General features: G+C 41.7%; 11 protein-coding genes. 4 read left to right on the top strand and 7 right to left on the bottom strand.

What is annotated here, in order from left to right; translation table 11 throughout:
- Positions 1 to 136: 136 nt before the first annotated feature.
- The 3 genes from BM126_RS04960 to BM126_RS04950 form a co-directional block, all read right to left on the bottom strand.
- On the bottom strand, positions 137 to 442 hold the full coding sequence (locus BM126_RS04960; RefSeq protein WP_090988499.1) for a hypothetical protein: 306 nt from the start codon (positions 440 to 442) through the stop codon (positions 137 to 139).
- A 122-nt stretch (positions 443 to 564) separates the two neighbouring features.
- Entirely contained in the window at positions 565 to 1,254 is a 690-nt protein-coding gene (locus BM126_RS04955) for a DsbA family protein (protein WP_090988498.1), read from the bottom strand.
- Positions 1,255 to 1,305: 51 nt separating this feature from the next.
- The gene (locus BM126_RS04950) at positions 1,306 to 2,502 is read right to left on the bottom strand and encodes a class I SAM-dependent rRNA methyltransferase (protein ID WP_090988497.1); all 1,197 of its coding nucleotides are present in this window, start codon (positions 2,500 to 2,502) and stop codon (positions 1,306 to 1,308) included.
- Positions 2,503 to 2,888: 386 nt separating this feature from the next.
- On the opposite strand from BM126_RS04950, the gene BM126_RS04945 reads away from it, so the two are divergent.
- A complete protein-coding gene (locus BM126_RS04945) occupies positions 2,889 to 3,830 on the top strand; it encodes a Gfo/Idh/MocA family protein (RefSeq protein WP_090988496.1) in 942 nt (313 codons plus the stop codon).
- 81 nt (positions 3,831 to 3,911) lie between these two features.
- On the opposite strand, the gene BM126_RS04940 is transcribed toward BM126_RS04945, so the two are convergent.
- The 4 genes from BM126_RS04940 to BM126_RS04925 all read right to left on the bottom strand — a co-directional run bounded on the left by BM126_RS04940 (position 3,912) and on the right by BM126_RS04925 (position 9,128).
- Positions 3,912 to 4,928 (bottom strand): PTS sugar transporter subunit IIC, encoded by a 1,017-nt coding sequence (locus BM126_RS04940; protein WP_090988495.1) that lies wholly within the window; start codon positions 4,926 to 4,928, stop codon positions 3,912 to 3,914.
- A 697-nt stretch (positions 4,929 to 5,625) separates the two neighbouring features.
- The gene (locus BM126_RS04935) at positions 5,626 to 6,120 is read right to left on the bottom strand and encodes a DUF4825 domain-containing protein (protein ID WP_177201315.1); all 495 of its coding nucleotides are present in this window, start codon (positions 6,118 to 6,120) and stop codon (positions 5,626 to 5,628) included.
- A 127-nt stretch (positions 6,121 to 6,247) separates the two neighbouring features.
- Positions 6,248 to 8,455, bottom strand: a complete 2,208-nt coding sequence (locus tag BM126_RS04930; RefSeq protein WP_090988493.1) for a sensor histidine kinase — start codon at positions 8,453 to 8,455, stop codon at positions 6,248 to 6,250.
- Positions 8,433 to 9,128, bottom strand: a complete 696-nt coding sequence (locus tag BM126_RS04925) for a response regulator transcription factor (RefSeq protein ID WP_090988492.1) — start codon at positions 9,126 to 9,128, stop codon at positions 8,433 to 8,435. The genes BM126_RS04930 and BM126_RS04925 overlap by 23 nt, the downstream gene beginning before the upstream one ends.
- Positions 9,129 to 9,372: 244 nt before the next feature.
- Between BM126_RS04925 and BM126_RS04920 the strand changes: the two genes are divergently transcribed.
- The 3 genes from BM126_RS04920 to BM126_RS04910 all read left to right on the top strand — a co-directional run bounded on the left by BM126_RS04920 (position 9,373) and on the right by BM126_RS04910 (position 13,289).
- Positions 9,373 to 10,839, top strand: coding sequence for an alpha-amylase (locus tag BM126_RS04920; RefSeq protein WP_090988491.1), 1,467 nt, complete (start codon positions 9,373 to 9,375; stop codon positions 10,837 to 10,839).
- A 262-nt stretch (positions 10,840 to 11,101) separates the two neighbouring features.
- Positions 11,102 to 11,584 (top strand): hypothetical protein, encoded by a 483-nt coding sequence (locus BM126_RS04915; RefSeq protein WP_090988490.1) that lies wholly within the window; start codon positions 11,102 to 11,104, stop codon positions 11,582 to 11,584.
- Between the two features lie 346 nt (positions 11,585 to 11,930).
- A complete protein-coding gene (locus BM126_RS04910) occupies positions 11,931 to 13,289 on the top strand; it encodes an MATE family efflux transporter (RefSeq protein WP_090988489.1) in 1,359 nt (452 codons plus the stop codon).
- Positions 13,290 to 13,329 lie beyond the last annotated feature (40 nt).

Here is a 13,329-nt window from a genome sequence, read left to right as displayed (position 1 = left end):
ATCCTGGAGCGGAAATCAACCACCTTGTTTCATAGCAACAAAGTTTACGAAAACAGCCAAAAAAAAGCCCCCGTTCAATTCAAGAGGGCTTCACTATGGAGTGCATCTTATGAAAGTCTTTCGTTCAGATGAAATTTTATTTCGTTAACGCACCCTTGGTAATCTTTTGGAGGAGTATCCTTAAACCCTTTCCGCAGAGAGATAACGTAATGATTACCAAAAACAGTTCGCTAGTTACTTTAAGAATCTTATTCTCAAAATACCCGGAAAGGGAATTTCCGATGAAGTATATAATCATAAAGGCTATAAGTAATGTGACAAAAAATGAAACTGCGGCACCTAGAATTTGTAGTTTTGTTAATTTTTTTAATATGCTTTTATTCCTATTGATGACATAAATCATAACTGCGAGAAACAATATTGACGTTAACATATCATTCATATACATTTCCCCCTGACAGCTTTACAATACCAAATTTCCCCAGTTTATTTACTAAAAAAAACTCGCCAATATTGACGAGTTTTTTAACACTTGGCTCCTTAGATTTACTCTGCAGTGCCTCGTTATTCGGATGCTTTTTCAACCATTTTCTTCAAATCTTCGAGAGTTTTGCCTTTGAACTGCTTTCCGTTGACAAATATGGCCGGGGTGCTTTCTACTCCCAGTTTGTTTGCAATTTCCACATCTTTGTCAGAAGCTTTTGCTGACTTTCCTGCACGGAAGGCAGCCAATACTTTGTCTGCATCCTCTTTGCTTGCTGTCTCTCTCAATACCTTAACAAGCTTATCTTCTGTGAAATAGTCAATCTGCTCATATTTTCTGTCATCCGGCTGTGCCGCATATAACTTATCATGAAATTTCCAGAATGCATCATTGCCAAGTTCTTTATAAACAGCCTCTGCGAACCTTGATGACCGTGTAGAATCATTATTAATGAAAGGATAGTTGAAGAAATAAAACGATGCTTTTCCCTTTTTAACGATTTCCTTATCAATTTGAGGAAAAGCAGATAATGTGAAATTTTTGCAATATGGACATTTATAGTCGCCGAATTCTACGATTTTCACAGATGCTGATTTATCTCCCAAAACTGGCTGGCCGCTATAATCGATCTTGGAGTCATTGTGCGCTGTCTTTGCCAGGATGATAAAGACGACTATGGCAGCTATCACCACTCCGAGTACAACATATAAAGCAGTATTGGACTTCTTTTGCTTGTGCACTGAATTTTTATTTTTTTGCTTGTTCGCCATTTTCCCACTCTCCGTTTTATCTATTAATCTCATGCAGAAAAAACTGCTCCCTTAGTTTACTTTTTTTATAAACACAACTTTTAAATAGTTGCCTTCTTTAAATTCAGGAATCGTTTTAAAATCTTCCGGCAGTGAAAACTCTTCCATCAGCCTGTATGCGCCGCCTGTTTCTTTAAAGGCAGCTGCAATGAATCCTTTGAATCTCTTCATATCAAAAGAGCTGCTGTTGGTTGATGCTACGATCATGCCATCTTTCTCAGTAATGGAAATGGCATCCTTTAATAAGTTCTTATAGTCCTTGCCTGCACTGAAGGTGAATTTTTTGGACTTGGCAAAGCTCGGAGGATCCAATATGACCATATCATACTTGATTTCTTTTTTGGCAGCATATTTAAAATAATTAAACACATCCATGACGATTATATCCTGTTCAGCAGAATCGATGCCATTCACCTGGAACTGTTCAGTTGTTTTCGGCAGGCTCCTGTTGGCAAGATCTACACTTGTTGTTTTTTCTGCACCGCCGAGGGCCGCAAAAACGGAAAAAGCACCTGTATACGAGAAGGTATTTAATACTTTTTTGCCAGAAGCATATTTATCACGGATTGTCTTCCTCACCTCACGCTGATCTAAAAATACACCCACCATGGCACCATCATTCAAATAAACGGCAAAGCGGACTCCATTTTCTTTCACAATCAGCGGAAATTCCGGCACTTCACCCATTACAAAATCATCTTCATCCATATACTGGCCCTTTGCATCAAATCGTTTTTTCTGATAGATCGATTTAACTTCGGCCGTATTGCACAGCGACTTTATGATAAGGTCTTTATATTGATAAATCCCCTGACTGTACCAGCTAATTACATAATGTCCGTCATAATGGTCAATCGTGACCCCGCCGATCCCGTCACCTTCACCGTTAAAGACTCTAAAAGCAGTGGTGCCTTCGTCATTAAAGAGGTTCTTTCTGTGAGTTACGGCAGTATTTAATTTTTTATCAAAAAACGCCTGATTGAAAATATCATTTTTATTTCTGGTTAAAATCCAGCCAATTCCTTTATTCTGCTTCCCATGGTACCCTTTTGCCAGGAAATTTCCGCCCCGGTCCACCAGCTTTACGGCACATCCTTCTTCCTTTAAATCCCCGATGTTAACAACCGCATCTTTGGTGATCAGCGGAAATCCCTTTTGAAATTTATGGACATTCTCCTGTTTCACTTGTAACACAATCTCAGTTTTCATGCAGACCATCCTTCTACTTTACGGAAACCTCAAACGTGTTTCCAGACTTAGTATAGCTCTACTTTACCCTATCTCCCCCGCTGTTTCAAAAAAACAATGAAAAAGAGCTGAATATTCGAGGCCACGCTTTGAAATTTGGCCTTCTGATCCTCCTCTCCAGGTTGCTTGCTTTCCGCGTGGCGTACTGTGAGCCTGCTGGAGACTCGCACCTTGTGCTCCAATTGGCTAGTGCTTGAGAATCTTGCAGCTTTTTGAAGGAATCATGCAGCTTTTTAAGGATTCATGCATCCATGCAAAGAAATAGTGCGGCATTTTATTTCAACCTTTTGAATATTTACATTTCATACTATAATAATCATAAAACATGGAAGATAAGGCGGGGTAATATGATTAAAACAGGGATTATCGGGTTAGGGGCAATTGGACAGCGCCTGATTAAACAATTTGAAAGCCATCCGGAAACCGAAATTGCAGCGGTATGCGATTGGGATGGGACTCTTGCACAGCAGGTTTCTGATAATCTTGGAAGCATCCCATTTTTTTCTGATTATAAAGAGATGCTTGAAACAGCTGAACTGGATCTTGTTTATGTTGCCGTTCCGCCTAAACATCACTACGGGATAGCAGCTTCTGTCATGGATAGGGGAATACATATCCTTTGTGAAAAGCCTTTGGCAAATTCTCTGGAGGAAGCAGAAGATCTTTTTAGAAGATCACAGGAAAAAGAACTGGTTTCAGCCATGAATTTTCCCCTTAACTACAGCACGGGTGCCAGGACATTTGCAAATCTTATTCGTTCAGAATACATAGGAAAGCTTCGGAGGGTAGAATTGCATATGCGTTTTCCGCAGTGGCCAAGAGCCTGGCAGCAGAATAACTGGGTGGCAAGCAGGGAGCAGGGCGGATTCGTCCTTGAAGTTGGCATCCATTTTATTCAGCAAATTCACATGCTGTTTGGACCATTAACCGTGAAAAACCGCGTTTTAGAGTTTCCAGAGGACACACTCGCAAGCGAACAGGGCATTGTTGCGGAATTAAGCCTCTGTGACGGAACTCCTGTCATCATTGACGGAATGAGCGGTATTGCAGGAGATGAGGAAATCCGATTAACCGCATACGGAACGGAAGGAACGCTTTCGCTGCTAAACTGGTCTGATCTCGAAGGCGGCAAGCTTGGTGAATCCCTTGCTCCAATCAAGCAGGATTCTTCCTTGAACGAAGCACTTATTGATCATATAGTCAGGGCATTAAAGGGTGAAGAAAGCATCATTATCGGCTTTTCAGAAGGTTACCAGGCACAAACCGTCCTTGAACAGCTTAGAAATTAACAAAGAAAGAAACTGCAGCAGCAGCTATAGAGAACGGACAAAACAGTAAAAAAGCGCAATCTCAGCAGATTGCGCTTTTTTTTATTGGACTTCCATATGCAAGTCCCCTTTTTTCGCCCAGCCGAAAGCCTTGATTAGCTGGTACAAACCCAGAGAAATGACAATTGGAAGTATGACCCCTACTGCAATATAAATCAGAAAAACCCTTATTCCCTGTGTAGCAAGGATGTTGATTGGTGCAATCATGGAATTTAAGCCAAGCCCTGCAATTTCATAGGTGGCATGAAATCCAAAAGCAAGTGTTGCAATAGGCGCGCATACAATTGCCGAAACAAATGTCGGAATGGCCAGCCGCGGATTTTTAATTAAATTCGGAAACTGAACCTTAGGTGTCACCAGCACCTGGGCAAGAAAACCTCCCAGGTCGTTTTGGCGAAGAGACATTGCTGTGAACCCTACAAACTGTGCCGTGCATCCTATTAGTGCAGCAGCACTGGAGACCGGATCCATCTGAAGAGCGATGGCAATCGCCGCAGAAGAAGCGGGTGTCATGAGAAGGATGCTCCACACAAGCGATATCACCATGGAAGCAATAAACGGGCTTCCCTGGACAGAGGAAGTAATCTCTCCGCTGATCCACTGTAATAAAGGAGTTGTCACTGCAGCAAGCCCCACACCAGCTATCCCTCCGGCAAGAATGGAGGCAAGTGGAATAGCCATCATGTCAAGCTTGGTGCGTCCAGTTAACCTCTTGCCTACAAACGTAGCGACTGCGGCAGCTAAAATGGCACTGATTGGCTGCCCTGTAACTAGCGTGAACACTCCATCCGGTGTTTGATGGATAGCGTTGCCCCCGATGGCCGCACAGGCCATAGCGCTAAAAAGGACCAGGGTATTGCCGCCAAGCTGATAAGCAATTGCAGCACCTATTGCAGGAGCCAGGAGAACCTTCGTAGTGCCGCCGATAATCAGGAATATTTCCCAGCCCGTAAATTTTCCGATAGATTCAAAAAGCAGGCCAATTCCCAGTGTTACCAGCACGGCATTGGCAACCCCTGCTGATGCTTTATACATTCTTTCAACAATATAAGCTTTCATATGCTTCACGCTCCTGTTGCTTCATTTAATTAATTGAATTTTCAGTTAAAATATCAAATTTTCTTACCATTTACTATGTATGCAGGACCTCCAATTAATACCTGTTGGTTTTCATCTAAGAGAAAGAATGGATTTCTTTTTTAAGACAATAAAAGAATCATATCTTTGTGTGATACAGGTGTCAATTTTGATAAGTTGTTTCTCTTTGCTTAACTTATGGGCAATAATATCACAAATATTCTGACAATGTAAGTACCTTTTTATCTTAGAAAAATAAGTAAGCGCTTAACTCATTGGTAAATCAATATATATTTTTTTTATTATTTAAAAAACACTATTTAGAAATAGAGATTTCTTACAAAATTAAATGGAAATAATTTATAGGGAAGGCTTAGCTTCACATGGGGGGTATAAAGCTGGATTAAAAAAAGCCAGCTGGATTCATTCCAGCTGACATCCTTGTTTCTTTATCAGGTTCTAACTATCTTTCAAAATGGCTGTCTTCGTAAACTTTGTTGCTATTCAAGTGGTTTATTTCCGCTCCAGGATGCTCGCTTTCCGCGGGGCGGGCGGTGAGCCTCCTCAGCTGCGCTTGCAGGGTCTCACCTTCCCGCTAATCTAAGCAGGAGTCTCGCACCTTACGCTCCAATCAACCTGATTTAACAATATGATTGCCTCACAGAACTCTTAAAACACTTTAAGAAAAGGCCTTCAAAATAAATCCATTCATTTTTTTCTCATCCTCAAGGTATTCTTTGGTGATTTTTTTCAAATCTCTTTCTTTTGTAAAACTGCTTAATTTTTTTCCGTACCAGTTTTGCAATTCATTTCTTGTTACTTTATATGCCTGGCCTTTAACATCAAAACTAACCCAATCTGCACTTTTAACTAAAGCAAATATAAATGCAGCATTATATATGACCGTTTCTTTAATGGCATCTCCTTTGGATATTGCCTCTATATCTCCATACTTAATGACCATTCCATAAGGTTTTTCCTTTGTTTTAAGTTCAATTTTTTTGACATGTTTACCATTCGGGAGCTCCCTGATAATGTTCACTATCGCACTGTTGTCTCCTGCATATGAGCCTTTATACCGAAATATATCATGATTTTCTTTATCGCCTGAACTGCAGCCGCCTATGAATATCCATATAATCAAAAAGGAGATGCCTATAGTAATTCGCCTCAATTTTCGCCCTCCTATTCTTCCATAGAATCATTCATAAGATTTGATAACCCGTTAAAGCTCTTTTTCTAAGCATCTTTTAGCACCAGTGTATGGCAATAAACAATAATTCATGAGAAACACTTCAGATTTAAATGGACTCAATTATGATGGAAACCTTAAACAAATCTCCGTCCACTTCAATATCCATGCTGCCATCATGCAAATCCATGATTGACTTTGCAATTGCGAGGCCAAGGCCGGATCCTTCTGTATGGCGCGAGGTGTCTCCGCGCTTGAATCGTTCAAACATTTCATCGACATTATCACCGAGCTCATATTTAGTGACATTTTTAAAGACAATAACTGCACGGCCGTTAGTTTCATTAAGGGAAATGTAGACTCTCGTATTTTCCAGTGAATATTTCATGATATTGCCTATCAGATTATCAAAAACCCTCCATAGCTTTTGTCCATCCACTAAAGCATAAACTGGTTTTTCCGGACAGGTTACCCGAATGGTTAAAGATGATTTCTGAATAACTTCGTCATATTCTGCCAGGGACTGCTGCAGTAGCTGGACAATGTCTGCCTTTTCCTTAACAAGCTCAATGGAACCGCTCGCCATTTTAGATGCTTCAAATAAATCATCAATCAGTAATTTCAGCCTTTTGGACTTTCTATCAATGATTTCAATGTACTCTCCTCTTTTTTTCCCTGAGGTTTCCTCTTTCTTCAGCAGCTCAGCGTACGTTATGATCGAAGTCAATGGTGTGCGGAGGTCATGGCTCACATTCGTAATCAGTTCCGTTTTAAGCCTCTCGCTTTTCGCTTGCTCTTTTCTGGAGGCTTTAACTCCATGCTTAAACGTATTAATATGTGCAGCAAGCTGTCCGAGTACCGAGCTTCCTTTTACGGCTAAATCCGGTTCATTGAGGCCGTCAGCAACCCTGCCTGCATATTGAGCTATAATGTTTAGATAGCTCACTTTTTTTACAAGGAAGAATAACGCCGGAAAAGCAACCAGCAGCAGAAGCGGTATATATATAACAATTAAATGATTGACCGCTATCACACCTGCAAATCCTGCTCCGGCAAAAAAGACAATGGCAAGCATGATAAATAATTGGATCCCTGTGTTTCGATAGAGGAAAGTGTTGGCCGTATTCGTAAAAACCTTATAAATCAGCGATTGCTGATATTCCTGCTCCATGCTGATTCTGCTGTCCCTTCTTTTCCAAAAAACTGCCTGCAGCAGCAATATTGTTAACGGGATAGCAGAAATCAGTGTTTGGATCAGCACTCTTTTCACAATGGAAAGGGAATCATCCGGTTCATAAATGTATATGCTCTCCTCCAAAAAAACCATAAAAGTGCAGAAGCCTGACAGAGCTAACAAAAGCAGTCTGACATCAATAGGAATACGATTATAATAAACTTCTGGACTTTTAAAGGAAATTCCGTTCATTAATCCAGTTTTTTTATATAAAAACAAACAAATCAAAAGTGATGCCATTCCTCCTGCAAGAAGGGCTGTGTACCATATTTGGGTTTTCTTATAAGATTGATAGTTTGCCATAACAGCAGTATCTTCAGGAGCAGTTTTAACAATTCCGATTTTCCCTTTTAAATAATGCTTAGGCAGCTCAGTTATACTATCCGGTGCATCGAAATAGCCTTTTTCCACAGGGAAGTACTGCCCGCCGGCTGATGACGGATAGCTCTTTACAAAAAGCATGTCTTTACTGCTAAAGTAGCTTTCAGGCTTATCATCACTGCTGATATTGAGGTTGGTGTACGTCTTTCCTGTTGCCATATCCTTCAAATAGTAGCTGAATACTGCTTTAATTTGGTTATAGTCTGACCGGTAATCTCCCAGCTTTCTGAAATAATCGATAATCGTCTGTTTTTTTTGTTCAATGATTTTATTTTCCACATACTTGTCACTTTTAAAATTACTGGTGATATCATTGATTTTCCGGTTTCTTTCTGCTGTATATAAATTTGCGGCTTCTTTATTTTTTGCAGCCTTTGCATCCGCAATCTTTGACTCATATTGATTTTTTATATTCGTGATCTGCTGTGTAAGGCTTCCATATCTATACCGGTGCTCCTGAATTTCATCCGGCGTTACCTTAATTTCTCTAATCAGGGCATCTTTATCATGCTCCGTTATTTCAAAAGCAGCCAGAAGAGATGTGAATTGCTCGTACTCGCTTGAGAAGTCAATTGATTGAAAGTAGCTTTTTCCTATGTACTTGCTTCCGTACGCAATTGCGGATACAACTCCATTAATGCCCAGGGCGAGCAGCAATATCCAAGTGATGACCAGCGTCCTATTTTTCCATTTTGTATCCAATTCCCCATACCACCTTTAAATATCTTGGATTCTTCGGATCAATTTCGATCTTTTCCCTGATTTTGCGGATATGAACAGCTACGGTGTTTTCTGCATTATATCCAGGTTCCTTCCAGACACGTTCATAGATATCGTGAATGGAGAATACACGCCCTGCATGGACCATCAATAGCTCGACGATTTTATATTCAATCGGCGTCAATTTCACCGACTCACCATTTACAGCCACTTCTTTTTCTTCCTGATTTAACGTCAAACCATGAAGATCGATGACTCTTGATGCACCTTCATATGTACCAAGCAGCACATATCTCCTGAGCTGGGATTTTACCCGGGCTATCAATTCCAGCGGATTAAACGGCTTTGTAACATAATCATCCGCTCCTACCTGAAGGCCAAGAATTTTGTCTGTATCTTCATTTTTTGCACTTAATAATATGATCGGGATGTTTCTTTGCTCGCGAATTTTAAAGGTTGCAGCTATTCCATCCATCTTAGGCATCATAATATCAAGAATGATCAGATGGACGGTCTGCTTCTCCAGGATCTCCAGAACTTCGGATCCGTTTGCGGCCTGTACCGCCTTGATTCCTTCATAAGATAGGTATATTTCAATGGCATCGCGGATCTCCTTTTCATCATCTGCAATCACCACGGTGAAATCCTGATTCATCTAACCTCACACTCCTTTCTCAAATATAACAGAATCTCCCTTGAAGTTATTTACATTTTAAGCAAAATTTCTTAACAATTATTTAGTATAAATCTTAAGAGTTTCTTAAGATTCACCAGTCATGACAGTCCGGTTTCAAGGGGCAGGCCAGTTGTTTACATTCTTAGACTATTGGGTAAATTGAATTCATTCATTAGATGACGACAGATGATAAAAAGAAATCAGGAGCAGGGGGTAATGTTTAGTGGACAGGAATCATACCATCATGCAATTTTTCGAGTGGCATATTAAGCCCGATGGTTCGCATTGGAACGCATTGAGAGATTCTGCTTCTCAATTAAAGGATATCGGGATTGACTCAGTGTGGATCCCGCCGGTTACCAAGGGCCAATCTGCAGAAGATACCGGGTATGGAATTTATGACGGGTATGATCTTGGCGAATTTGATCAAAAAGGCACAGTCCGGACAAAGTATGGAACGAAAGAAGAGCTACAGGAGGCCATTGCAGCCTGCCAGGAGCAGGGGATTTGCGTTTATGTGGATGTGGTGATGAACCATAAAGCCGGCGCAGATGAAACAGAAGCCTTTCAGGTCGTTGAAGTAGATCCCATGAACCGGAATGAAGAGATATCAGAGCCTTTTGAAATAGAAGGATGGACCAAATTTACTTTTCCAGGCCGCAAAGGGAAATATTCTGACTTCAAGTGGAACTTCCAGCATTTCAATGGTACTGATTATGATGCCAAAACAGATAAAACAGGTGTCTTCAGGATATTAGGAGAAAACAAAAACTGGAATGAAAATGTCGATAATGAATTTGGAAACTACGATTATCTGATGTTTGCCAACATTGATTACAATCATCCTGAAGTCATTGAAGAAATGATTTCGTGGGGAAAATGGCTTTGTGAAAATGCTTCATGCGATGGGTTCCGGCTTGATGCCATAAAGCATATCAACCATGAATTTATCAGGCGCTTTGCACAGGAAATGCTGGAACACAATAATGGGAAATTTTATTTACTTGGCGAGTTTTGGAATCCTGATCTTGATGCCTGCCGGAATTTCCTGGATGAAACAGACTATCAAATCGATTTATTTGATGTTGCACTTCATTATAAATTGCATGCGGCTTCACAGGCTGGCAGGGATTTTGATATGACAACAATCTTCGATGATACGCTGGTACAATCGCATCCGCTTCATGCGGTAACCTTTGTGGACAACCATGATTCACAGCCTCACGAGTCCCTGGAATCCTGGATAGAAGACTGGTTCAAGCAAATCGCTTATTCATTAATCCTTCTTCGCAAGGATGGATATCCTTGTGTATTTTATGGAGATTATTATGGAATCGGCGGACCTGCACCCCAGCCGGGGAAAAAAGAAGCGCTCGATCCCCTTTTGTTTGCGAGATATCATAAGGCATACGGCGAGCAGGAGGATTATTTTGATCATCCTAATACCATTGGATGGGTAAGGTTTGGAACGGAGGAAATTCCCCATTCCGGATGTGCTGTGGTTATTTCTAACGGTGATGAAGGAGAAAAGCGGATGAACGTTGGAGAACACCGGTCAGGACAGACCTGGGTGGATCTGACGGGCACACGTGAGGAAAGCATAACTATTGATGACGGCGGGTTTGCAGTTTTCCCTGTAAACGGAGGAAGTGTTTCCGTTTGGGCTGAGCTGGAAACAGGCGGAGAATAACTATTAAAGCGTAATAAAATCCCTCCCCGGTAATTTTTCCGGGGAGGGATTTTTATGCGGAGATATATTCCGGCATTGAATTATTGACGTTTTAATTTTTTTGTTTTTACAATATAACTCGGGATATCATCAAAAGGCTGTTTTCGTAAACATTGCTGCTTTGGAACAGGGCAGCTGATTTAACAGCGGTGATTCTCATACAACTCATTAAAAATATAACAATCTTTAAGAAAAGAGCTTATCAAAAAAAGGGCGTGAAAACTTGAGCACCAGAAGTAAAAGCATTGATATTGATACACATAAGCAGCTGGCCATCCAGCTTTTTAATCAAACATGGGATTTAATAGAGAAACAAGACCGGACAGCAGAAGACGAAGAACTGATGCTTTATGCAGCAAATGGCTCCCGCTACCATTGGGGAATTGCCGGGGAGCCGCTTCATTTTGCACGGGGTGAATGGCAGATTTCCAGAGTATATGCCCTTCTCAAACGGCACGAGCCCGCGCTTCATCATGCCGAGAGGTCGCTTCAGCTGTGCAGGGAGAATGAACTAGGCGCTTTTGATACCGGATTTGCTTTTGAAGCAATGGCAAGAGCGTTCACAGTGGCGGAAAATCAGGAAAACATGGAAAGATACACAGATTTAGCTATCCAGATGGCTGAAACAATTTCAAAGGAAGAAGATAAATCCTGGCTGCTGAAAAATATAGCGACAGTAAAAACGAATACACTGCCAGTTTTTTAGCTTAAAGATTGTTGTTATTTCATAAATTCTCGAGGCAAACCTATTGTTAAAGCAAGCTGATTGGAGCGAAAGGTGCGGAGACTCCTGCGGGATCTGTGTGACAGCTGCGACCCCGCAGACGCAAGTCGAGGAGACTCAGCGCACGCCCCGCGGAAAGCGGAGCATCCTGAGAGGAAATCAGCCACATGTTTAGACAGCAGCAGAGTTTACGAAAACAGCCTTTCTTAAAGAAAGCAATATTTTTTTATGACATTTTTTCCTATTCCCTTTACATTGCCCATATTTTGAGTAGAATGGAGGTTGTGTTTTTTATTTCCCTACTCGAAATACATAAAGGAGAATCATTTTGGGCTACAAAAGCAATAACTTTCAAGATCAGACTCTTTTCAATATTACTTGGCCAATTTTAATAGAATTAGCCCTTCATATGGGCATGGGTATGGTTGCCACCCTTATGCTCAGTCATTATTCTGATTCCGCTGCGGCCGGCGTCGGTGTTGCCAATCAGTTATTAAATATTTTCATTCTGGTGTTCACCGTTACATCCGTGGGAGCAACCATTTTGATTGGACAAAGACTAGGGGCTCAGCAATTTAGTGAAGCGCGCCATCTTGCCAGATCTGTGTTCGGCTTGAACTTCTGGGCAGGCCTCTGCGTTGCATTTTTTGTCTTTTTGTTCGGAGAGCATTTTTTGCGGCTGTTCGGCATAGAAGGGAAAGTTCTGGGCTACGGCCTGACTTTCATCCGCATCTGCGGGATCTCTCTATTCCTGGAATCTATTTCTCTTGCATTAAGCGCAGTCCTTAGAAGTCATGGACATGTAAAGGAATCTATGATGGTGACAGTTATCATGGATGTCATCAGTGCAGGCGGAAACCTGGTGGCGACAGCGGGGATTTTCGGGTTGCCGGTGACCGGTGTTGCAGGCGTTTCCTGGGCTATGTTTGCTGCCCGCGCCTTTGCGGTTGCAGCCCTCTTATTTCTTGTGTACCGCAGGCTTTCATTAAGGCTTGGGATTGCCGATATCTTTCATGCCAGAAAAGCAGACATTAAGAATCTTCTGGCAATCGGAATTCCTTCAGCTGGTGAAAACCTGTCCTATCAGCTGTCACAGCTTTTCATAACCGGATTTGTTGTTACGATGGGGGCCCCTTCACTGACAGCAAGGGTATACATTTTGAATATTTCCATGGTCTGTTATTTATTTACCCTCGCAATTGCACAGGGCACACAGCTCCTTATTGCACGCTATATAGGGGGCAAACATTATGAACGGGCATTTAAGCGCGGAATAGGGACACTGAAAATCGCCATGGGTGCCTCTTTGGCCGCATCGCTGATTTTAGCCCTGTGCGGAAAACCTGTTCTGCAGCTTTTTTCAAATGATGTGAATGTCATGACAGTGGGACTTCCTGTTTTGTGGGCCATCGTATTTGTTGAACCAGGCAGGGCAATGAATATTGTACTGATGAATTCATTAAAATCAGCTGGTGACGTGAACTTCCCTGTTGTTATTGGGATTTTCTCCATGTGGGGAATCTCCGTCGTTTTCAGTTACATGCTTGGCGTCCACCTTGGCTTAGGGTTGCTCGGAGTCTGGATCGCAACCGGCATGGATGAATGGCTTCGGGGATGCTTTGCCTTCAAGCGCTGGCTCTCTAAGCCCTGGGAAAGAAAAAAAGCAGCGGCAGCCGTTGCCGTTTAGCATTAGGAAGCAGCTTGCATGCTGCTTCTTTTTTGTGCAT

It is taken from the genome of Bacillus sp. OV322 (assembly GCF_900112495.1).
Classification (GTDB): domain Bacteria; phylum Bacillota; class Bacilli; order Bacillales; family DSM-1321; genus Peribacillus.
This window is presented reverse-complemented; position numbering and strand designations above follow the sequence as displayed.